Source organism: Pseudomonas psychrophila HA-4 (assembly GCF_000282975.1).
Lineage (GTDB): Bacteria > Pseudomonadota > Gammaproteobacteria > Pseudomonadales > Pseudomonadaceae > Aquipseudomonas > Aquipseudomonas psychrophila_A.
In genome coordinates, this window is the sequence record NZ_ALJC01000018.1 from 56,188 (window position 1) to 78,414 (window position 22,227).

At 56.5% G+C, this 22,227-nt stretch carries 21 protein-coding genes; 9 read left to right on the forward strand and 12 right to left on the reverse strand.

The genetic code is table 11. The features are described 5' to 3' along the window. Window positions 1–68: 68 nt before the first annotated feature. Entirely contained in the window at window positions 69–848 is a 780-nt protein-coding gene (gene gloB / locus B347_RS0102075; protein WP_019408053.1) for a hydroxyacylglutathione hydrolase, read from the reverse strand. A 124-nt stretch (window positions 849–972) separates the two neighbouring features. On the opposite strand from gloB, the gene B347_RS0102080 reads away from it, so the two are divergent. The 4 genes from B347_RS0102080 to B347_RS0102095 all read left to right on the forward strand — a co-directional run bounded on the left by B347_RS0102080 (window position 973) and on the right by B347_RS0102095 (window position 3,677). Then, on the forward strand, window positions 973–1,731 hold the full coding sequence (locus B347_RS0102080; protein WP_019408054.1) for a methyltransferase domain-containing protein: 759 nt from the start codon (window positions 973–975) through the stop codon (window positions 1,729–1,731). An 89-nt stretch (window positions 1,732–1,820) separates the two neighbouring features. Further along, window positions 1,821–2,273 (forward strand): ribonuclease HI, encoded by a 453-nt coding sequence (gene rnhA / locus B347_RS0102085; RefSeq protein WP_019408055.1) that lies wholly within the window; start codon window positions 1,821–1,823, stop codon window positions 2,271–2,273. Then, a complete protein-coding gene (gene dnaQ, locus B347_RS0102090; protein ID WP_019408056.1) occupies window positions 2,266–3,024 on the forward strand; it encodes a DNA polymerase III subunit epsilon in 759 nt (252 codons plus the stop codon). Before rnhA ends, dnaQ begins: the two co-directional genes overlap by 8 nt. Before the next feature lie 80 nt (window positions 3,025–3,104). After that, window positions 3,105–3,677, forward strand: coding sequence for a GNAT family N-acetyltransferase (locus B347_RS0102095; RefSeq protein WP_019408057.1), 573 nt, complete (start codon window positions 3,105–3,107; stop codon window positions 3,675–3,677). Window positions 3,678–3,733: 56 nt separating this feature from the next. Here B347_RS0102095 and B347_RS0102100 read toward each other — a convergent pair whose 3' ends face one another. Both B347_RS0102100 and B347_RS0102105 read right to left on the reverse strand, forming a co-directional pair. After that, window positions 3,734–4,645 carry a LysR substrate-binding domain-containing protein gene (locus B347_RS0102100; protein ID WP_019408058.1) on the reverse strand — a complete coding sequence of 304 codons (912 nt, stop codon included), beginning with the start codon at window positions 4,643–4,645 and terminating at the stop codon, window positions 3,734–3,736. 95 nt (window positions 4,646–4,740) lie between these two features. After that, window positions 4,741–4,989, reverse strand: coding sequence for a hypothetical protein (locus B347_RS0102105; RefSeq protein WP_019408059.1), 249 nt, complete (start codon window positions 4,987–4,989; stop codon window positions 4,741–4,743). Between the two features lie 196 nt (window positions 4,990–5,185). Here B347_RS0102105 and B347_RS0102110 point away from each other — a divergent pair, with 196 nt between their 5' ends. After that, on the forward strand, window positions 5,186–5,746 hold the full coding sequence (locus tag B347_RS0102110) for an NADPH-dependent FMN reductase (protein ID WP_019408060.1): 561 nt from the start codon (window positions 5,186–5,188) through the stop codon (window positions 5,744–5,746). 95 nt (window positions 5,747–5,841) lie between these two features. Here the strand turns inward: B347_RS0102110 and phnX are convergent, their stop codons facing one another. Together phnX and B347_RS0102120 are read right to left on the reverse strand one after the other, a co-directional pair. Next, window positions 5,842–6,669, reverse strand: a complete 828-nt coding sequence (phnX, locus tag B347_RS0102115; RefSeq protein ID WP_019408061.1) for a phosphonoacetaldehyde hydrolase — start codon at window positions 6,667–6,669, stop codon at window positions 5,842–5,844. A 69-nt stretch (window positions 6,670–6,738) separates the two neighbouring features. Next, window positions 6,739–7,848, reverse strand: a complete 1,110-nt coding sequence (locus tag B347_RS0102120; protein ID WP_019408062.1) for a 2-aminoethylphosphonate--pyruvate transaminase — start codon at window positions 7,846–7,848, stop codon at window positions 6,739–6,741. A gap of 117 nt (window positions 7,849–7,965) precedes the next feature. On the opposite strand from B347_RS0102120, the gene B347_RS0102125 reads away from it, so the two are divergent. Next, a complete protein-coding gene (locus B347_RS0102125) occupies window positions 7,966–8,823 on the forward strand; it encodes a LysR substrate-binding domain-containing protein (protein ID WP_019408063.1) in 858 nt (285 codons plus the stop codon). 99 nt (window positions 8,824–8,922) lie between these two features. Beyond that, the gene (locus B347_RS0102130; protein ID WP_019408064.1) at window positions 8,923–9,627 is read left to right on the forward strand and encodes a YebC/PmpR family DNA-binding transcriptional regulator; all 705 of its coding nucleotides are present in this window, start codon (window positions 8,923–8,925) and stop codon (window positions 9,625–9,627) included. 126 nt (window positions 9,628–9,753) lie between these two features. Here the strand turns inward: B347_RS0102130 and B347_RS0102135 are convergent, their stop codons facing one another. The 3 genes from B347_RS0102135 to B347_RS0102150 all read right to left on the reverse strand — a co-directional run bounded on the left by B347_RS0102135 (window position 9,754) and on the right by B347_RS0102150 (window position 13,200). Further along, window positions 9,754–11,064 (reverse strand): protein kinase, encoded by a 1,311-nt coding sequence (locus B347_RS0102135; RefSeq protein ID WP_019408065.1) that lies wholly within the window; start codon window positions 11,062–11,064, stop codon window positions 9,754–9,756. Window positions 11,065–11,118: 54 nt separating this feature from the next. Next, window positions 11,119–12,270: a M14 family metallopeptidase gene (locus tag B347_RS0102140; protein WP_019408066.1), complete on the reverse strand. Its 1,152-nt coding sequence runs from the start codon at window positions 12,268–12,270 to the stop codon at window positions 11,119–11,121. Window positions 12,271–12,831: 561 nt separating this feature from the next. Continuing rightward, the gene (locus B347_RS0102150; protein WP_019408067.1) at window positions 12,832–13,200 is read right to left on the reverse strand and encodes a DUF6124 family protein; all 369 of its coding nucleotides are present in this window, start codon (window positions 13,198–13,200) and stop codon (window positions 12,832–12,834) included. Window positions 13,201–13,330: 130 nt separating this feature from the next. Between B347_RS0102150 and B347_RS0102155 the strand changes: the two genes are divergently transcribed. After that, window positions 13,331–13,987: a LexA family protein gene (locus B347_RS0102155; protein WP_026013938.1), complete on the forward strand. Its 657-nt coding sequence runs from the start codon at window positions 13,331–13,333 to the stop codon at window positions 13,985–13,987. 56 nt (window positions 13,988–14,043) lie between these two features. Here the strand turns inward: B347_RS0102155 and B347_RS0102160 are convergent, their stop codons facing one another. The 4 genes from B347_RS0102160 to B347_RS0102175 form a co-directional block, all read right to left on the reverse strand. Continuing rightward, window positions 14,044–15,984, reverse strand: a complete 1,941-nt coding sequence (locus B347_RS0102160) for an acetyl/propionyl/methylcrotonyl-CoA carboxylase subunit alpha (protein ID WP_019408068.1) — start codon at window positions 15,982–15,984, stop codon at window positions 14,044–14,046. Further along, window positions 15,981–16,799, reverse strand: coding sequence for a gamma-carboxygeranoyl-CoA hydratase (locus B347_RS0102165; RefSeq protein ID WP_019408069.1), 819 nt, complete (start codon window positions 16,797–16,799; stop codon window positions 15,981–15,983). Before B347_RS0102165 ends, B347_RS0102160 begins: the two co-directional genes overlap by 4 nt. A gap of 93 nt (window positions 16,800–16,892) precedes the next feature. Then, entirely contained in the window at window positions 16,893–18,497 is a 1,605-nt protein-coding gene (locus B347_RS0102170; RefSeq protein WP_019408070.1) for a carboxyl transferase domain-containing protein, read from the reverse strand. A gap of 131 nt (window positions 18,498–18,628) precedes the next feature. Beyond that, a complete protein-coding gene (locus B347_RS0102175) occupies window positions 18,629–19,792 on the reverse strand; it encodes an isovaleryl-CoA dehydrogenase (RefSeq protein ID WP_019408071.1) in 1,164 nt (387 codons plus the stop codon). 296 nt (window positions 19,793–20,088) lie between these two features. Here B347_RS0102175 and B347_RS0102180 point away from each other — a divergent pair, with 296 nt between their 5' ends. After that, entirely contained in the window at window positions 20,089–21,771 is a 1,683-nt protein-coding gene (locus B347_RS0102180; protein WP_019408072.1) for an AMP-binding protein, read from the forward strand. Window positions 21,772–22,227 lie beyond the last annotated feature (456 nt).

Consider the following 22,227-nt stretch of genomic DNA (forward strand, 5'->3'; position numbering starts at 1 on the left):
GGGCGATTCTAGAAAGCAGGGGGGACGCGGTCAACCGTTCAGAATTTTTGTGCCAACCGCGACCCTGATTAGAACTTATCTTTCCAGCTACGCAAGCTGGCAAAGACCGCGCTGGGCGAGTCATTGTCCTGCTTGTTCCATTCGTCAGCTTTTTCTTTAACGGATGTTTCATTGACCCGTAAAAAGGGATTCGTGCGCAGTTCGAGGGCAATGCTGGAGGGCAAACTGATGCTTCCTTCTGCACGCCAAGCTGTCACTTGCGCAATTCTAGCGGCAATATCCGGGTTGTTTGGTTCTACGGCGTGGGCAAAGCGCAAGTTGCTCAGGGTGTACTCGTGAGTGCAGTACACCCCTGTGTGCGCTGGCAAACCTGCCAGTCGGCTCAGCGAGTGGTGCATCTGGTCGGGCGTGCCTTCGAATAACCGGCCACAGCCGGCAGCGAATAAGGTATCGCCGCTAAACAACAACGGGGTTGAAGCATCGTCGTGGTAGTACGCAATGTGGCCCAGGGTGTGGCCAGGTACCAGATACACCTTGAACTCATGGCCCAGCACATTGATCTGATCGTTATCGTTCAGAGCCACGTGCCGTGCGGGGATGGTTTCCAGCGCCGGGCCCCAGACTTTGGCGCCGGTGCTGTTACACAATTGCTCAACACCGCCTACGTGGTCGAAGTGATGGTGGGTGACCAGAATATCGCTGAGTACCCAGCCCGGGTGCTGGTTTAACCAATCTAGGACGGGCGCGGCGTCACCCGGATCGACCACGGCGCAGCGCTTTTGAGTCGTATCCTGTAACAACCAGATGTAGTTGTCGCTAAAGGCGGGCAGGGCGTCGATCTGTAACATGGTGCAATTCCCAAGTGCGAAACAATGGCGCATCTTAGGGGCTGTTGACGCTTTATTGCGAGCCGCATTAAAGCGTCAGCCGCGCGTAAGTTTTGTAACGGGTGGATGGCGAGGTGGAAGAGCAATGACCGATAAAGCATTGGCTCAGGCGGATCCTGAGTGGCTAGCACTGATCAGCTCGGCCCGCGAATGGCTGTCTGGCCCCCTTGGCCAGTTGTTGCTGGAAGACGAGCAGCGGCTGCTTGAGGAAGAGCTGGGGCGCTATTTTGGCGGTTATCTGGTGCACTACGGCCCGGGTGCCGACACGCCGCCCAAAGCGCCGCAAGTACAACGCAATGTGCGTTTAGGTGCGCCTTTGCCGGGGGTCGAGATTATCTGTGAAGAGCAGTCCTGGCCGTTATGCGAGCATGCTGCCGATGTAGTGGTGTTGCAGCATGGTCTGGATTTTTGCCTGTCGCCCCACGGTTTGCTGCGTGAAGCGGCCAGTAGCGTGCGCCCCGGCGGGCATTTATTGATCGTGGGCATCAACCCGTGGAGCAGTTGGGGGTTACGGCATGTTTTCGCCAAAGATGCGCTGCGCAAGGCGCGTTGCATTTCACCTTCACGGGTCGCGGACTGGCTGAATCTGCTGGGCTTTGCGCTGGAGAAACGCCGCTTCGGATGCTATCGTCCGCCGCTTGCTTCCAAGGCGTGGCAAGGTCGATTGTCAGGTTGGGAGCGTAAGGCGGGTAGCTGGCAATTGGCCGGTGGCGGCTTCTATGTATTGGTTGCCCGCAAAATGGTGGTGGGCTTGCGTCCTGTTAAGCCATTACGCCGAGAGCCGAAGGGCAAGCTGATTCCCTTGCAGATGGCCAAGGTCAATCGGCGTCATACAGAACCCTAATTTAATATCGGGTCGGGTTAGCCCGGCCTCAGGTGCTGTCGATCATTAGCTGATTGACAGGCCGTAGCAGCCTTTTTGGATAGTTTGCAATGAGCGATAGCGTTGAAATGTTCACCGATGGTGCCTGCAAGGGCAACCCTGGCCCGGGTGGCTGGGGCGCTTTGCTGGTCTGCCAGGGCGTTGAGAAAGAACTCTGGGGCGGCGAACCCAATACCACCAACAACCGCATGGAGCTGATGGCGGCCATTAGAGGCCTGGAAGAACTTAAGCGTCCGTGCGACGTGTTGTTGGTCACCGATTCGCAATACGTGATGAAAGGCATCACCGAGTGGATGGTCAACTGGAAAAAGCGCGGTTGGAAAACCGCCGCCAAAGAGCCGGTGAAAAACGCCGACCTGTGGAAATTGCTCGATGAGCAGGTCAATCGGCACACGGTTAAATGGCAATGGGTTCGTGGGCACATTGGCCATCCGGGTAATGAGCGTGCCGACCAGTTGGCCAATCGCGGTGTGGATGAAATGAGAGGCGCCAAGTATGCGTAGTGTTGTACTCGATACCGAAACCACCGGTATGCCTGTCACCGATGGCCACCGGGTGATCGAGATTGGTTGCGTGGAGTTAATGGGGCGTCGCCTGACGGGCCGTCATTTTCACGTGTATCTGCAACCCGATCGTGAAAGCGACGAGGGCGCCATCGGCGTCCACGGCATTACCAACGAATTTCTGGTCGGCAAACCGCGTTTTGGGGAAGTGGCCGATGAGTTTTTTGACTTCATCAAAGGCGCGCAGTTAATCATTCATAACGCCGCGTTTGACGTGGGCTTTCTGAATAACGAATTTGCCCTGATCGGGCAGTCGGATCGCACAGACCTGACGCAGCATTGCTCGATCCTCGACACCCTGATGATGGCGCGGGCGCGTCACCCAGGGCAGCGCAACAGCCTCGATGCCTTGTGCAAACGCTATGGCGTTGACAACTCGGGCCGTGAGTTGCACGGCGCGTTGCTCGACTCCGAGATTTTGGCTGATGTCTATCTGGCCATGACCGGCGGCCAGACCAGCTTGTCATTGGCAGGCAATGCTTCAGATGGTAATGGCTCTGGCGAGGGTTCAGGTAATCAGGCCAGCGAAATTCGCCGTTTGTCAGCGGATCGTCAAACTGGTCGGATTATTCGTGCAAGTGAAAGCGACTTGGCCGAGCATGCTGCGCGCCTTGAGACCATTGCCAAATCGGCAGGAGGTCCGTCTTTATGGGCGCAGATTGTCGAGGCCAAAGGCCAGACCTTTCAGTAAGCCTGCGGGGGTTGTTCTGGTTGTCGCAGGTTGCGATGGCTTGCGCAGGAGGATTTCACAGCAAGAAAGAGGGATTTTTCATGCGCCTGGTTATGAGCCCCAACGAACCTGTTGTCTCGGTTCGTTTGGCAGATGAAGGTTTTGCCCCCTATGTGTGGGGCAATGATTTCAGTTTTGAAGTGAATGCCTATGCCCGTGCCGACCGCCATAAAAAGGTCGAGCACTGGCCTTTGGATATGATCACGCCCTATCGCAAATGTTATGGCATTGACCCGGATGAGTTTGCCAGCTACCGGGGAGCACCGGACAGCGCAATTTTTATGGCCTATCTGGATGATCAGCCTGTTGGGCACGTAGTGGTCAGCACTAACTGGAATGGTTTCGCCCATGTTGATGAACTGGCCGTCGCGGCCTTTGCCCGTCGCCATGGGGTGGCTAAGTCTTTGCTGGACGTGGTCAAGTTCTGGAGCCACAAGAAAAACCTGCCGGGCATCGTGCTTGAAACCCAAAACAACAACATCGGTGCCTGCCGCTTGTATGAGCGTTGTGGGTATCAGGTAGGCGGCATCGACTATTTACGCTATCGCGGCATCGACCCGCAGACCTGCGAAGTGGCGATCTTTTGGTACCTGCTGTTTGAGAAGTCTCTCTAATCTGTAGCCCTGCGGACCTTATCGCAGCCTTCTGCAGCGGCTACAAATGCCGACAATTAAAGTGATACAACACCTTGGTCCGCCAGCAAAGCCTCAGCTTTTTCACGCACGATATCGAGCAGGGCCTTAAGCGCCGGGCCGGGCTCTGAGCCTTTACGCGTCAACGCATACAGCGTCACCGGAACCGCAGGTGATAAGGGGCACACGTCTAGCCCGCTGGATTTGGCACCAATCGCTGTGAACGGATCAACCAACGCCAGCCCTTCGCCCGCCTCAACCATGCTGCGCATCATCTGATAGCTCTGCACCTCAATGTGCACCACCGGCGTCGGGCGCAAGGTGTGTAATTTGCTGTCCAGAGCCCGGCTCAACGGGTCGTGCTGTTGCAGTCCGATCATGGCTTGCCCGGCCAAGTCTTGCAGGGCTATGTACTTTTGCTTGGGGGATAGCCAGCCATGTGGCGCCAGCAGTTGAACCTTGCCCTGAACCAGTTTGAGGCAGTCAATGCCTGGCTGCTCGGTAGGGTGCAAGCTAAGGCCTACGTCGTTTTCGCCCATTAACAGGCTGCGCACGATTTCGCTGGGCTGTTGGCAACTCAAGGTGGCGGGTGTGTCAGGAAAGCGCCTTCTGAGTGTTGCAATGCTGTGGGGCAGTAAGGGATGTGCCAGTGTTTCGCTACACACCACGCGCAAGGTCGGTTCTTGATGCTGGCGCAGCGCTTCGCCAAGCCTGCGCAGTGGCTCAACGTCGAGATACAGCTGATTGAGCAGGGGTTGAAGCAGGAGGGTTTCGCGCGTGGCCTGGAGCCGTCCGCGAACGCTGGCAAACAGCATGAAGCCGAGCTGTTGCTCGGCTTCATGCAGCGCGGCACTGAGAGTGGCCACAGGCAATTGCAGCAACTCGGCCGCATGGTCGAGGTTGCCGGTTTGCAAAATAGCCTGGATCACTTCGATGTGACGTAAACGCATGCGTGAAGTCCATGTTCGACGGATGAGGTTTCAGCGTTGCCAAGCCTGACCCAAGTCTCATCCTGTGACTTCTGCGGTATGCCGGGAGTAGAGAGTTACACCGATGTTTCGAGCGTGTCAGGCTTTTGTGTCACTGGATTTTCAGGCTCACGAATCAGCTGGACTTCTGATTGGACCAGTTTGAACTCAGTGTCACTGATTTTTGTTACACGATCGCCAATAGCCAGTTTGTAGGTGATTACGGGCTGACCGTCTGGGGTATCGGAATTTTTAAACTCATGCACTGAATACACGCGGCCTTCCGCGTCTCTTGCATGAAATTGCCCAACTAAAACTGCAGCCATTTGTAGAGAACCTCTGGAGATAAACACCCAATTTTCGGTTCTGTAGACCGTTGATCAGTAGGGGAAGTTTAACGATTTGGAAAAAATAGTCCGGCTACTTTACAGGCTTGTAGGCCGATAGGGTAAACAGAGGTGCAAGAAAGGCGCCCGATCATCTATAACTAATCTTCCTACCGTCACAGACTCGGAGTTTTCCATGAGCAAGGTCTACAACGTAGCAGTGCTAGTTGGCAGTTTGAGGAAAGATTCGCTCAATCGAAAAGTAGCCCGTGCCTTGGCAGAGTTGGCCCCCGCGAATTTGAAACTGAACATTGTCGAGATCGGCGATTTGCCACTGTATAACGAAGACATTGATATCACCCCGCCACCTGCCGCCTACAGTGCTTTTCGTGATCAGGTGCAGCAGGCCGATGCCGTGCTGTTTGTGACACCTGAGTACAACCGTTCGGTTCCGGCGGCGCTTAAAAATGCCCTCGACGTGGGCTCACGCCCTTATGGCAAAAGTGCTTGGAGCGGCAAGCCTGGCGCTGTGATCAGTGTGTCTCCGGGTGCTATCGGTGGTTTTGGCGCCAACCACCATTTGCGTCAATCACTGGTATTTTTGAACGTACCATGCCTGCAACAGCCAGAGGCTTACTTGGGCGGTGCTGGCAGTGCATTCGATGAGTCGGGGGCTTTGTCGGAAAAAACCCGTCCGTTCTTGCAGGCTTTTATCGATGCTTACAGTCAGTGGGTCGAATTACTGAAAAAAGCGTGATTCAAACTGATCTTGATTCAAGGTTGTAGCGAGCTTGCTCGCGATCTTTTGGAGATCAAAAGATCGTGAGGCAAGTTCGCGTCTGTAGGGTCCGATTAGCTGCTTTGTGGCATTTCTCCATTGGCTAGGCGTTTGTTTATGTCGCTGATAACGTCCGGCAGGTCGCTGATGGTGTCTATCAAGTAGTGCGGGCGCGAGCCCTCGAACAGCGCATGAATACGTTTGCGCTCTGCGTTCAATCTGTCGGTGTCCAGCGCGCAGTATTGCTCGTAGGTCAGGCCCAGTGCGTTGCCGGAGCACACCAGTGCGACTGTCCACATGCCAGCACGACGCCCTTCGAGGATGCCGGGCACGGTGTCGTCGATTTTCACACAGGCAGCCACGTCATCAATGCCCAGGGCGATCACATTGGCCAGCGCCTGAGCGGGCCATGGGCGGCCGTTGGGCACTTCGTCGGTCGCCACGACGTGGTCAGCGACGTAGCCATTGATTGCGGCCAGTTCAACCACTTTGGCCATTACTTGTGCCGGGTAGCCTGAGCACGAACCTATTTTGATGCCTTGCTCGCGCAGCGCGGTGATCGTGCGCAGTGCGCCGGGGATCAGCGCTGAATGTTCAGCGATTTTCTCGACTTGCAGCGGCATGAAGCGTTGGTAAATCGCGGTGACATCGTCGTCGGTCGGTGCACGGCCAAACACTTTTTTGTAGCGCTCGGTAATCTGCGGTTGGTCGCACAGGGTGCGGATGTGGTCCCATTTGCCCATGCCCATCGGGCCACGGGCTTCTTCGATAGAAACGGGCACGTCGAACTCGGCAAACGCCTCGACAAAAATCTGAGTAGGGGCGAACGATCCGAAGTCGACGACGGTACCGGCCCAGTCGAGAATGGCTGCCTGAAGTTTGCTTGGGTTGATGTAGTTCATTTCTGTGAATCCTGTGTGAGCGACCTAGGCCGCACGAAAGAATTTGCAACGTCTTGAGGGAAAACTGGGTCAGGTATCCAGCACTTCCATTTCGCGCAACGCTTCGGCTATGGCATTCACGGCAGCGTGCATATCGGCCGAATCGACGTGCCCGATGCAGCCCACGCGGAATGTTTCGACTTGGGTCAATTTGCCGGGGTACAGGATGAAACCCTTGGATTTGACCCGTTCGTAGAACGTTTTGAACTGATAGCACGGGTGGTTTGGAGCATGAAAGGTGACGATAATCGGCGCCTGTATCGCGTCGGGCAGGAAGCTACGCAGCCCTAGTTTTGCCATGCCATCGATCAATGTCCGGCAGTTGTTGGCATAGCGCTGATAGCGTGCAGGCAAACCGCCATCTTCGTTGTGTTGCAGCAGTGCTTCATGCAGTGCCGCGACCACATGGGTCGGCGGGGTGAAGCGCCACTGGCCGGTCTTGGCCAAATAGGCGTGCTGGTCTTGGAGGTCCAACGCCAGCGATTGCGAGTTGCCCGCCGCATTGGCCAGCGACTTTTTGCAGGCGAACACAAACCCCATGCCGGGTACGCCCTCTAGACATTTGCCGGAGGCAGCGATCAGCGCATCGAACGGGACTTTTTGTGCGTCGACAGGTAGCGCGCCGAATGAGCTCATCGCATCAATAATCAGGCGTTTGCCATGTTGGGCGATTACTGCAGCGATCTCAGGCAGTGGATTCAGAATCCCGGTACTGGTTTCGCAGTGAATCAATGCAACGTGGCTGATGCCCGGGTCAGCAAGCAGCAGGTTGTCTATGTCGTCTGCGGTGGTTGGCCGGTCTTCGGCGGTTTCAAAGGTCGTGAAACGACGACCGAGTACCTCACAGATTTTCGCCACGCGTTTCCCATAGGCACCGTTGATGAGCACCAGCACATGGCCGTCCCGCGGCACCAGCGTCCCAATCGCGGCCTCGACCGCAAATGTGCCGCTGCCTTGCAATGGCACGCAGTGGTGAGTGGCGCCGCCATTGATGATCGCCAGCAGGTGTTCACAGAGGCTGGCGGTCAGTTGGTTGAAGCGCTCATCCCATGAGCCCCAATCGACCATCATTGCTTGGCGGGTGCGTGGCGAGGTGGTCAGCGGGCCCGGTGTCAGCAGGATCGGCGCAACAGGGGTCATTCTGGGTTCCTCACAAGCGTTGGGGGTGGCGACTCAATACCCGGCATAAGTTGCAGTTCGAGCGTGCATCAATCAAATTGTTTATTGTTATGCCAGTCATCGGTGAGACTTATAGTTATGAATTTATTTCAGCTCCGCGCGTTTGATGCAGTGGCCCGTGAAGGCAGTTTTACGCGGGCGGCTGCGCGCCTGTTCATCAGCCAGCCCGCGGTTACCGGGCATATCAAGACCCTTGAGGAGCACTACCAAATCACGTTGCTGCGGCGTACCGCGCGGCGTGTTGAATTGACCGAGGAGGGCACCAAGCTGGCGGCCATTACCCGTGCCATGTTTGGCCTAGTGGATGAGGCGCAGGTGTTGCTGGAGGCCAATCGGCAACTCCTCAGCGGACGGCTGGAGGTGGCTGCAGACGGCCCCCACTTGGTGATGCCGATGCTGGCAAGCCTGCGCGAGCGCTATCCTGCGATTACCGTCAATTTGCGTTTGGGCAATGCTCAGGAAACCTTGGCCGCGCTGCTCGCCGAGCATGTCGATGTGGCGGTGCTGACTGAGGTTGAGCCGCGTAAAGGTCTGACCCTGCGCGCACTGAGTGAATCGCGGATTTGTGCCCTGGTGCCCGCCAGTCATCCGTGGTTGGCGCTGGAGGAAGGTGTTGATATTGCGCAACTCGACACGGTGGTCATGGTGCTGCGCGAGCCCGGTTCGATTACCCGCCGCACCTTTGATAATGCCTGTCACGCAGCCGGTGTCAGTCCACGTGTGCTGCTGGAACTCGATAGCCGTGAAGCCGTCACCGAAGCGGTGGCAGCACAGTTGGGCGTCGGTATTGTGTCGTCGGCTGAAGTCAGTCACGACCCGAGGGTAGGTGCGGTGCCGATCAACGGTTCAGGGCTCATCAACCGCCATATGCTGGGCTGTATTGAGCGCCGCGCGCAGCTGCGGTTGATCAAGGCGTTTATGGAGTTGGGCGCGTAATTTGGATTTTTTGGTCGATTGACGACTTTTAGCCGTATAAACTTGCGCCCATTCGACGGCCAATCAATGCCGCGACACACCCGATTGAGAGAGTGAGTAATGGGCGCACAGTGGAAGGTTAAACACAAAGCGGACGCCGCCAATGCACGCGGCAAAATTTTCGGTAAGTTGGCCAAGGAGCTGACAGTAGCGGCCCGTAACGGCGCTGACCCGGACATGAACTCGCATTTGCGCCTGGTTTATGAGCAAGCCAAAAAAGCTTCGATGCCTGCGGACACCATCAAGCGTGCGATCAACAAAGGTGCCGGTATTGGTACTGACATCGTGCAATACCACCGCGTAACCTACGAAGGCTTTGCCCCGCATCAAGTGCCGCTGATCGTGGAGTGCCTGACTGACAACGTTAACCGTACCGTTGCCGAGATCCGTGTAGCGTTCCGCAAGGGCCAATTGGGCGCTTCGGGTTCGGTTGCATGGGACTTTAACCATGTCGGCATGATCGAAGCCACGCCTGATACGCCAGACGCTGATCCAGAGATGGCCGCTATCGAAGCCGGTGCCCAGGATTTTGAGCCGGGTGAAGAAGAAGGCACCACCTTGTTCATCACCGAAATCACTGATCTTGACTCCGTGCAAAAGGCCTTGCCAGAGCAGGGTTTCAAGGTGCTGTCGGCCAAGTTGGGCTACCTGGCAAAGAACCCGGTGACCAGCCTGACTGACGAGCAAATGGCTGAAGTCCAAGAGTTCCTGGCCAAGCTTGAAGAACAGGACGACGTGCAGGACCTGTTCGTAGCCCTGGCTTGATTTAGAGGTAAAGCCTGTAGCCGCTGCCGAAGGCTGCGATAAGGTCCGCAGGACCTTCGCTTTTAGAGGTAAGGGGCTGCTACGCAGCCCATCGCAGCCCGCGGCAGCGCCTACACGATCGTGGGTTTATCCCAAAATCTGGGTTATCTGCGCAAAATCCGGCCGCGCCAATACGTCGGGTTGAGTGCAACGCTGCTGCAAGTCCTCCCATGAAGCCCTTTGTTGATCACTCAAGCCTGAGTCGATTCGCTCCAGCAATTCCCCCAGCAAAATCCCGAATGCACGCACTTCGATACGCTGTAGCGCTCGACTCTGCGGGCTGTCGTCGAGGGCGTGGAAGCACGCCGCGCCAAAGTCACCGAGCAGGCAGTCACCTTCGGCGTTGAACAAAATATTGTGCCCGTACAAGTCTCCATGGCAGATGCCTTGCGCATGCAAGTGGCCCGCCGCCGAGGCAATGCCGCGAGCGATGCGCAAGGCGCTGTCGCGAGTGAAACGCGTGCTTTCGGTATACACATCACGGCTGCAGGTGGCGAAGCTGGGCAGGGCGGCAAGGTTCATGAACGAGGGGTCGATCAACGCCATGACCAGCCCGGCTTGTTGTTCGGGATGGCCCGCCACACGGCCTAGCACATTGATCAGGTTTGGATGCTGGCCAGCCGCGATGCAGGCGTTCATCTCATTGAGCGGCGAACCATCGCTGGTGATATCGCCTTTGTACAGTTTGACCGCCACGGCTCGGGCAGGTTGGCCGCAAGCCTTCCACTGAGCTTGATGAATAATGCCTGAAGCACCTTCACCCAGTTTTTGCTCCAGCGTAAGTTGTGACCAGTCGATGTCAGGCGTGTTGTCGGCTTCGCGCAGGGTGCTGGCGTCTTCACGTAGCGGATTCCCAGCGTAAGCCAGCCAGCTCAGCCCTGGCAGCGCCAGCACGACCTCAGGCAGTTCGGTGAACTGATTGGCGGCCAGCCGGATCAGCTCCAGTCGCTCACAGTTGGCCAAGCTCGCAGGCAACTGTTGCAGACGGTTGCCAGCGAGCATCAGTTTTTGCAGCAGCGGGCGCTGGCCGAGTTCTTCGGGCAGGTGCTGGATGCAGTTGTCGGTCAGGATCAACCAGCGCAATACCGGAGGCAGCGCGGCGGCTGGCACGCGCTCGATCTGATTGGCCTTGAAGCCGATCATGCTCAAATTTGCGCACTGCCCCAAACACGTGGGCAGCTCGGTGAACTGATTATCCGAGCAAAACAGAATGCGCAAATGCGTCAGTCGATGCAGATCGTCGGGCAGACGGCTGAGAGCGTTACCGCTCAGGTTGAGGATTTCCAGGGTGTCAGCCAGTTGGAAAATCTCTTGTGGGAATTCAGTCAGCCCGCACGACAGATCCAGACGTTTGTGGCCGACCAATTGGCCGGCGCGCAGTTTAGCGAAGGTATCCATAAGCAGGCTTTGAGTACTCGTATCCGTAGTAGAAAGTGCACAGTTGAATGTGTGTCAACGCAGCTCGCGCACCATGTGCGACAGGGTGCTCAGCACATCTTTACCCAACTGCATTGAGCGTTTTCCTGACCAGCCGGTGATCGCATCAGGTGCATCGTTGTTGTCCTTGAAGGGCATCTCAAGGGTCAGTGACAGGCAGTCAAAACGTTGGCCGACGCTGTTGCAGGCCAAGGTCATGTTGGCTTGACCGGGCTCGTCACGGGTGTAGCCATGCTCGGTCTGGAAGTCGCGGGTCAGGTTGCTGAGGTGGCTGCGAAAGCGCTCTTCAAGTGCGGCCAGACGTTCGGTGTAGCCGGGGTTGCCTTCACAGCCGGCGGTGAACACATAGGGGATTTCTTCGTCGCCGTGAATATCCAGAAACAGGTCGACGCCATAGGTGTGCATCTGCTCCAGGGCGAAGAACACCTCGGGGCTGACCTGTGGGTCAGTGTTTTGCCAAGCACGGTTCAAATCCTGACCGTTGGCGTTGGTGCGTAAATGCCCGTGATATGCGCCATCCGGGTTCATGTTAGGGATCAGGTACAGGTCGGCATAGTCGAGCAACTTACGCAGGTGCGGGTCGCTGCCTTGCTCCAGACGCTCAAGGACGCCTTGCATGAACCATTCGGCCATGTGCTCGCCAGGGTGCTGTTGAGCAATGATCCAGATCTTGTGTTTGCGACTAGCGCCGCTGCCTTTGCGCAGCAACGGGATGTCGCGGCCCTCTGCGCTTTTACCGACAGCCAGCACTTCGCAGCCCGACCACTGAAGTGCGTTCTTGATCAGTTGCTCATGGCGCTCGCGACTGTAAGGTTCGAAGTAAGCAAACCAGACGTGCGGTTGCTCGGCGTCTAGGGTGAAGGTCAGCGAGGCGCCGTCGAATTGCGTCGGCACGCGAAACCAGTTTTCGTGATCGTAAGACGCAACAGCCTGATAGCCATCCCAGGCTTTGTTGTAGGAAGACTGGCTGGCGTTGCCCAATTCAAAGCGGTGCGTCTGGCCAAGGTTCAAGCCATCTACCTTGAAGTGGAACCACTGAAAATGTGGGCTCTTGGTGTCTGGTTTGATTGCCAAGCGCACATGCAGCGGATTGCTGGCATCCAGTACTTGAATGTTGCCACTGTCAAAGTCGCTGCTGATATGAAGTGCGGAGGGCGCCACGGTCATCGTCCAAATCCTGGAATCAGATAATTGTGGCCGCTACTTTACATCGCAATTGCGACGCGCCAATACGGAATTTTGGAGGAAATGCTGGGGAAATAAGGAGGTGATAACGCGGGGGGCGTCGTCCTTGACGCTTGGCGAGAATAGCGTTTTTGAGAGTGATTCTCAAGTGCTAAATTGCCATTACGCCTATAGTCTTGGGCTTCAGGCTTCCGTTTGCCGATGTTCTTTTGCTATCATCGCCAGCATCGTAGCGGTCACCGAAAAAAACCGGCCGCACACCAGACTTCATTAGCCTGAAGCACGCTGAGCCAGATAACTGGCCACAAAAAAAAGACCCGGCTATAAGCCGGGTCAAATAACCGTGATTAGCCTGATGAGGAGATAATTCGAAAGACCGACCTAAGGTCCTTTGAGTTATCGGCTGATCTCGCGACCAGCTGCATGCAATACTAATCATTCTCATTTGCAAGTCAAATGTTTTTCCTCTTTTTTGGAAATTTATTTTCCATTTCTCCCGCGATCGCTCTAGCACGCTGGTTCTGCTCTTGCGTCATCACGCGCTCAATTACGCTTGATGGCATCTTTGCGTGCAGGCAATTGCTGCATGTCTAGCGCCTTGTCCAGCAGCTGCTTAGCGGATTCGATAAAGAACGCCACGGCCAAAAACTGATCTCGATGCTGACCCTGATGGTTTTCGGCTGCATTTTGCGTCATGGACAAGCCGCATCGTAGGTAATCGGATGCATTGACCAACGCTTCTTCTTCACTCAGGTCATCACTCACCAAGAACAATTTTTTCTCTCGAGAAGGCTGGGAAACAGCTGGTTTCAAATAATAGTCAAGTGCGCGCTGGGTTGCGGCGTTGTCTTTCAGGGCTTCGAGTTCAATGTCGAGGTCGGGATTGAGAGGGATTTTTGTTATAGGCGTCATGATTTACCTGCGTTTCTGAGATTAGTCGGAACTGCTGCACTAAGGTTAGTACAATAGGTATTTATAGCTTGGATATAAATAATACGGAATGTGTATTGTTGCCTCGATTTCATTCCGTATTGTTCCGCAGATGGATAAATGGATCGCTTTAGTCAGAACCAAATTGCGTGAGCTAAAACTCACCCAGGAAAAACTCGCCGAGCGCGTTGGGGCTTCCCAGGGCGGAGTTGGGCATTGGCTCAATAAACGCCGCCAACCTGACTTGCCAACAATGAATAAGGTGCTGCATGCCTTGGGGCTGGAGCACTTGGAAGTTGCCTTGGTGATTCGCGAGCGCAATGCCGCGGCGAATGACCCTCACATTGACGGCAGTGCATACGACATCACGTCAGCCTTCCGCTATCCGGTCAGTGACTGGGCGGGGGCGGGCCAGATTAACGAGAAAATGCTCGCAGGCTATGAGTCCGGCACCGTATTTGAGGTCAGTGACCATTACGCCAAGGGTGCAGCGTTCTGGTTGCAAGTGACGGGCGATGCAATGACTGCGCCGGTGGGCGCCAGCGTTCCGCAAGGGATGATGATTCTGGTAGACCCGGACATTGAAGCCGAGCCGGGCAAAATGGTGATTGCCCGTACGCCGGAATCTGTCGAGGCGACTTTCAGGCAGTTGAGTGAAGAGAGCGGGCAGCTTTACCTCAAGCCATTGAACCCGACTTATCCGAAAATTCTGTTTGATGAGCGCTGCTCGGTTATTGGTGTGGTTGTGCAGGCCACGACAAAGTTTTGAGTTCAACGCCGCACACAGCCCTCTAAAGGCGGGTACCGATATCGGTACCCGTTTTTTTATTCCATTTCGATCAGGGCACTCCCCTCACTGACCATTTCACCTTCTTCGCAGAACAAGGCCTTGACCACTCCGGCATGCGGCGCCCGCAGGCTGTGTTCCATCTTCATGGCTTCGAGCACCACCAACTGAGCACCGGCTTCGACTGCCTGGCCGACCGTCACCAGCACCCGCACAACACTGCCATTCATTGGCGCGGTCAAGCCGCCTTGCTGCCCGTGGCTGGCGCCAACGGCGGCAATCGGGTCGTGGAGGCTCACGCTGTGCATGTCGCCATCCCAGCGCAGGTACAGGGTGTCGGCGCGACGAATGGCCAAATGCTGACGCCGAACGCCGTGGTCTTCAATGACCAATTGTTCGTTGTGCAAGGTCGCCCCTGTCGCGCCAAGACTGACTACATGCTGCACGTCGTTAGCGTTCAAGACGACCAGTGTCTTGGCCGGTAAGCCACTGCGAAAACCCGAGGGTGTTGCCCACGGCGATGTCGGGTCGTCGATGCGTTGCTTCGGTGTCAGGCTTTGGCGGAACGCTTGAGCGGCTGCATCCCAAAATGCACTTGGCAATGGCTGAGCGGGTGGTAGTAATTGCGCCTGATAGCGTGGGATGAATCCAGTATCCAGTTCGGCTGATGCGAAGGCCGGATGTCCGATAATTCGCCGCAGAAAGCTCAGATTGGTTTTCAAGCCGCCAATTGCGAATTCATCAAGCATGGCCAGCAACCTTATGCGGGCTTGTTCGCGGTCTTCTCCCCAGGCAATCAGCTTGCCCAGCATCGGGTCGTAAAACGGTGACACCTCATCGCCTTCACTCACACCGCTGTCCACCCGGCGCCCCGGCCCCGGCGCTGACTCGCGGTACACCTCGAGCCGCCCGGTTTGGGGTAGAAAATCGTTGCTCGGGTCTTCGGCGTACAGGCGCACTTCAATCGCATGGCCGCGCAACGGCACTTGCGCTTGGGTGATCGGCAAGGCTTCGCCACGTGCCACTCGGATTTGCCAATCCACCAAGTCCAGTCCAGTGATGGCTTCGGTCACCGGGTGTTCAACTTGCAGACGGGTGTTCATCTCCATAAAGAAGAATTCGCCCCGCGCATCGAGCAAGAACTCCACGGTGCCCGCCCCGACATAGCCAATGGCCTGTGCAGCGCGTACGGCTGACTCGCCCATCGCGCGGCGTTGCTCCGCGCTCAGGCCGGGCGCGGGTGCTTCTTCAACGACCTTCTGATGTCGACGCTGAATCGAGCAATCGCGTTCATTGAGGTATAGGCAGTTGCCGTGTTGGTCGGCAAACACTTGGATTTCGACATGCCGAGGCTTGAGTACGTATTTTTCAACCAGCATGCGCGCATCGCCAAACGACGAAAGCGCCTCACGCTGAGCCGACGCCAGAGCTTCGGCCAATTGGCTGACATCCTCGACCACTTTCATGCCCTTGCCGCCGCCGCCCGCTGTGGCTTTGAGCAACACCGGGTAGCCGATACGCTCAGCAGCGACACGGAAGGTTTCGACATCTTGCGCTTCGCCGTGGTAGCCCGGCACCAGCGGCACGCCCGCGGTTTCCATTAAGGCTTTAGCGGCGGACTTGCTGCCCATGGCATCGATGGCCGAGGCGGGCGGCCCCAGAAAAATCAGCCCGGCGGCTTCAATGGCTCGCGCAAAGCCTGCATTTTCTGACAAAAAGCCATAACCCGGATGTATTGCCTGCGCGCCGCTGGCGTGGGCGGCAGCGATAATCTTGTCGGTCTTCAGGTAACTGTCGGCGGCTTTGCTGCCTCCCAAATCGACACAGATATCAGCTTCGCGGCAATGCCGTGCATCGCGGTCAGTGCTGCTGTGCACGGCAACGGTGGTGAGGCCCAGAGCCTTTGCGGTACGCATTACTCGGCAGGCAATTTCACCGCGATTGGCCACCAATACAGATGTAATGAGAGGGGCGTTCATGAGCGCGGCTCCTGAGTCGACGTTTCTGTTTGCCAGCACGGGGCTCGTTTTTGCAGAAAGGCGCGCAAGCCTTCTTGGCCTTCGGCGCTGACCCGAATCCGGGCGATGGCATTTTCGCAATAGCGGCGAATGGCCGGGGTCGGCGCGCCGTGGCTGACTTCGCGCAGCAAGTCCTTGCAGGCGCGCATGGCCAGTGGGCTGTTGAGCAATAGGTTGTCGACCCAGTGGGCGATCTGCTGCTCAAGCTCGGCGAGGGGATAGCACTCTGAAAGCAGCCCTAATTCACGGGCACGTTTACCGCTAAAACGTTCGGCGGTCAGCGCAAAACGTCGGGCGGCACGTTCGCCAATGGCCTGCACCACAAAGGGGCTGATCACGGCGGGGGCTAGGCCAATGCGTACTTCAGACAAACAGAACTGAGCATCGTCCGCGCCAATCGCCATGTCGCAAGCGCTGATCAGGCCCAATGCTCCACCGTAGGCGGCGCCTTGTACCACGGCCAAGGTTGGGATTTTAAGCTTGGCCAAGTTGTACATCAGATCGGCCAAATGCCGTGCGTCATCCAGATTGGTGTTGTAGTCGAGTTCGGCCGACTGTTGCATCCAGGCCAGGTCGGCACCGGCGCTGAAATGCTTGCCGCGTCCGCGCAGCAGCAGAAACCGCAGGTTGCTATTGCACTGCACTGCATCCAACGCGAGGATCAGTTCGCGGATCATCTCGGCGTTGAACGCATTGTTTTTTTGCTCGCGACTCAACCACAAGGTGGCAAAACCCCGGGGATCGGTATGCAGTTCGAGGGTGTTGAAATCGTTCATGTCCGTCAGTCCTTAATGGCTGTACGCGTAGAAGCTTTGTAGCGGCCACCGCAGCCCGTTTCGCAGCCTTCGGCAGTGGCTACAAAAGCGCGGTTACATGCGAAACACGCCAAAGCGCGTGGCTTCGATGGGCGCGTTCAATGCCGCCGACAAACCCAGCGCCAAGACCTCGCGGGTTTGTGCTGGATCAATCACGCCGTCATCCCACAAGCGTGCGCTGGAGTAGTAGGGGTGGCCCTGATGCTCGTATTGATCGAGGATCGGTTGCTTGATTTGCGCCTCTTCTTCTTGGCTGAACACCAAGCCGTTACGCTCAGCCTGCTCGCGCTTGACCTGCACCAGCACCCCGGCTGCCTGCTCGGCACCCATCACGCCGATTCGGGCGTTTGGCCACATCCAAAGAAATCGCGGGTCGTAGGCGCGGCCACACATGCCGTAATTGCCTGCGCCAAAGCTGCCGCCGATGATCACGGTGAATTTAGGCACCTTGGCGCACGCCACTGCGGTCACCAGCTTGGCGCCATGTTTGGCGATGCCGCCCGCTTCGTATTTTTGCCCGACCATAAAACCGGTGATGTTCTGCAAAAACACCAGAGGAATGCCACGTTGGCAGGCCAGTTCAATAAAGTGCGCGCCTTTTTGTGCCGCTTCGGCAAACAAAATGCCGTTGTTGGCTAGAATCGCCACCGGGTAGCCCTGCAAATGTGCAAAGCCACACACCAGCGTGGTGCCGAACAAGGCTTTGAACTCATCGAATACCGAACCGTCGACCAGCCTCGCGATGACTTCTCGTGCATCGAATGGCTGTTTGGCGTCAGCCGGGACGATGCCGTACAACTCGTCATTGGCGTACAGCGGGGCCATTGGCGTACGGCATTGCAATTGACCCAGCTTGCGCCAGTTGAGGTTGGCCACGCTGCGCCGGGCCAGCGCCAAGGCATGCTCGTCACTGTCAGCGTAATGGTCGGCGACCCCGGAGATCTTGCAGTGCACATCGGCACCGCCCAGGTCCTCGGCGCTGACCACTTCACCGGTGGCGGCTTTTACCAGCGGCGGCCCGGCCAGGAAAATCGTGGCTTGCTGACGCACCATGATCGCTTCGTCGGCCATGGCTGGCACATAGGCACCGCCCGCGGTGCAAGAGCCCATTACCACGGCAATTTGTGGAATCCCGACAGCGCTCATGTTGGCCTGGTTGAAGAAGATCCGACCGAAGTGTTCGCGGTCCGGAAACACTTCATCCTGACGCGGCAGGTTGGCGCCGCCCGAATCCACTAGATAAATGCACGGTAAGCGGTTTTGCTCGGCAATTGTCTGTGCTCGCAGGTGTTTTTTGACGGTCAACGGGTAGTAAGAGCCGCCTTTGACGGTGGCGTCGTTGGCCACAATCATGCATTCCACGCCTTCCACTCGGCCAATGCCGGCGATGATTCCGGCTGCCGGAACGTCTTCGCCGTACACACCATGAGCGGCCAACTGACTGAGCTCCAGAAATGGCGAGCCGCTGTCGAGCAGTCGGTCAATCCGTTCGCGGGGCAGCAACTTGCCGCGCGACGTGTGGCGTTCCTGTGCTTTGGCACCGCCGCCTTGCTGCACGTGCTCAAGCAAGGTGCGCAGAGCATCGACTTGTTTGAGCATGGCGTCGCGGTTGCTGGCGAACTCCGCCGAGCGCGGGTTGATGGTCGTCTTCAAAATCATGGGTTTGTTCCAAAAAGTTTTGTAAGACAAGCTGCAAGCGCCAAGTCTCAAGCAACACGTGAAGAGCGATATGCACAGAGGCTCTTATTGTTACTTACAGCTTGAAGCTTGCAACTTACCGCGGACGAAATTCATTTCGTTTCGTTAAACAGTTCGCGACCGATCAACATGCGGCGGATTTCGCTGGTGCCCGCGCCGATTTCATACAGCTTGGCGTCACGCAGCAGGCGCCCGGCAGGAAACTCATTGATGTAACCGTTACCGCCCAGAATCTGGATGGCGTCGAGGGCCATTTGCGTTGCACGTTCGGCGCTGTACAAAATCACCCCGGCAGCGTCTTTACGGGTGGTTTCGCCGCGCTCGCAGGCGGCCGCTACGGCGTAAAGGTAGGCACGGCTGGCGTTGAGTTGGGTGTACATGTCCGCGACTTTGCCCTGAATCAACTGAAACTCGCCGATGCTTTGGCCGAACTGTTTGCGGTCATGGATATACGGCACCACCAGGTCCATACACGCTTGCATGATCCCAGTCGGACCGCCCGAGAGCACCACGCGCTCGTAGTCGAGGCCACTCATCAAGACTTTCACGCCCGCGTTCAGCGTGCCCAGCAGGTTTTCTTGCGGTACTTCAACGTCGTCGAAGAACAGTTCGCAGGTGTTTGAGCCGCGCATGCCGAGCTTGTCGAAGTGAGTGCTGCGGCTGAAACCTTTCCAGTCTCGCTCAACAATAAATGCGCTGATGCCGTGTGCGCCTTTTTCCAGATCGGTCTTGGCGTAGATCACATAGGTGCTGGCGTCAGGGCCGTTGGTGATCCAGGTTTTACTGCCGTTCAGCACAAAGTGGTCACCGCGCTTGTCGGCGCGCAGCTTCATTGAGACCACATCCGAACCTGCGTTCGGTTCGCTCATGGCCAAGGCGCCAACGTGTTCGCCGCTGATCAGCTTGGGCAAGTATTTGAGTTTTTGCGCGTGGCTACCGTTGCGGTTGATCTGGTTAACGCACAAGTTGGAGTGCGCGCCATACGACAGCGCGACGGAGGCCGAGCCGCGACTGATTTCTTCCATTGCCACCACGTGGGCCAGGTAGCTCAGGCCGGTGCCGCCGTATTCTTCTGGAACGGTAATGCCGAGCAGTCCCATGTCACCGAACTTGCGCCACATGTCGGCCGGGAAGAGGTTGTCTTTGTCGATTTGCGCTGCGCGTGGCGCAAGTTCAGCGTCGACGAAGGCTTGCACCTGATCGCGCAGCATGTCGATGGTTTCGCCCAAGGCGAAGTTCAAAGTCGGGTAGCTCATGGGGCACCTTTGGTCGTTGTTCTTATAGGAGGCGTTAGGCGCTCTACGAAATGTATCTGCGCTCGGTTATGCGGCGTTGAAAACAGGCCCGCCTCACCTTCGCTCGAAAACATTTTGTACAGACCCGGACTGCATCGCCATGGGTAAGCTTTACGTTAACGTAAACTTGGTCGAGAAAGCTGTCAATGACCTTTACGTTAACGTCAACTTGGTTCAGAGTAATTGCGTTCTTCAAAGTGAGGGGCGCAGTTGCGCGCATTCCTCATGCTCCCAAAACAATCACAAGAGGAGTTGTCATGAAGCCGCATTCCGTCCCCAGTTACAGCCAAGGCGCGCTAGACAAGCCGCTACTGGCGATGACCATCGGTCAGGCTTTTGATCAAACCGCTGCGCGTTACCCCGAGGGCGAAGCGCTGGTGGTGCGTCATCAACAACAACGTTACACCTGGGCGCAATTGGCCCAAGAGGTCGACTTGCACGCCAAGGCGTTGTTGGCGCTGGGGTTGCAAACGGGTGACCGGCTGGGGGTTTGGGCGCCTAACTGTGCCGAGTGGTTTATCTGTCAGTTTGCCAGCGCGAAAATTGGCGTGATCTTGGTCAATATCAACCCTGCTTACCGTTTGTCCGAACTTGAGTACGTACTTAAACAGTCCGCGTGTCAGTGGCTGGTGAGCGCGAGTATGTTCAAAACTTCGAACTATCACGCCACGCTTCAGGAGCTGATTCCGGAGCTGGCCGAGCAGCCGGTAGGGCAACTGAGGAGTGAGCGTTTTGACGCCTTGCGCGGGGTTATCAGCCTGGATGCGCAGCCGCCCGCAGGCTTCTTGCCATGGTCGCAACTGACGGCATTGGGCAATGCGGTTGAACCTCAACAACTCGACGCACGACACGCCAGCCTTAATGTTGACCAGCCGGTGAATATTCAATACACCTCTGGCACCACGGGCTTTCCCAAGGGCGCAACCCTCAGCCATCGCAACATTCTCAACAATGGCTATATGGTCGGCGAAAGCTTGGGCCTAACGGCCAAGGATCGGCTGGTCATTCCAGTGCCGCTGTATCACTGCTTTGGCATGGTGATGGGTAACCTGGGTTGCGTGACCCATGGCACTACGATGATTTACCCCAGTGAAGCCTTTGACCCAGGCCTAACCCTGCAAGCGGTCGCTGAAGAGCGGGCGACGGGGCTTTACGGCGTGCCTACCATGTTTATCGCCATGCTCGACCACCCACAGCGTGCAAGCTTTGACTTATCGAGTCTGCGGACCGGGATCATGGCCGGCGCAACGTGCCCGATAGAAGTGATGCGCCGCGTCATCAGCGAGATGCACATGGGGGAGGTCCAAATTGCCTATGGCATGACCGAAACCAGCCCGGTTTCAATGCAGACCGCTCCGGATGATGATCTGGAATTACGCGTAACGACTGTAGGGCGTACTCAGCCACAGCTAGAGAACAAGCTGATCGACGCTGAAGGCAACATCGTTGCGCGGGGTGAGATAGGTGAACTGTGCACCCGTGGCTACAGCGTGATGCTTGGCTACTGGAACAACCCACAGGCGACCCGCGAAGCTATCGACAGTGAAGGCTGGATGCATACGGGGGACTTGGCCGAGATGAATGAACAGGGGTATGTACGCATCGTCGGGCGCAACAAGGACATGATCATTCGTGGCGGCGAGAACATTTATCCGCGTGAGCTAGAGGAGTTCTTTTTTACCCATCCGGCGGTGGCCGATGTGCAGATCGTGGGGATCCCCGACGAAAAATATGGCGAAGAAATTGTGGCCTGGATCAAATTTCATCCTGGCCACACCGCTAATGAGCTTGAGTTACAAACCTGGTGCAAGTCGCGCATCGCTCATTTCAAAACGCCGCGTCACTTCAAGTTTGTGGATGCATTTCCGATGACGGTGACCGGCAAGATCCAAAAATTCAAAATGCGTGAAATCAGTATTCTGGAGATCGGAAAGCTCTAATTCCCTGTTAGAGCGAGCGTGCTCGCGATCTTTTGTACATTCAAAAGATCGCAACACACGCTCGCTCCTGCAGCGGTAGCGTGAAACCCAGAAAGCACAAAGGGGAGCCGAGGCTCCCCTTTAATGTGGTGTTGTATGCTCTTTTTTTATTATTGAAGGGCGGTCTATTGTTGTTTTTGGAACTCACCCTTTGCTGCGTTTTTTTGCGATCCCCATTCGGGATCAAGAGCAAACGTATTTTTTTGAGCGCTGATCCACTTTCATCACGGTCTATCAAACCTGTGATCCAACCTGTGCGGGTGCTACCTGAAGGTAGTTTTATTGTTCTCTGCCCGGTTGCGAGGTGGCTCTTAAGCTCCTCGGAAAAGTAAACCTTCTCCAAAAAAATCTGTTAGCTGCGTCTCTGCCGTGTTGTTTTTGTTATGTCAGAGTCGTTTCGTATTGTTTTTATTATGT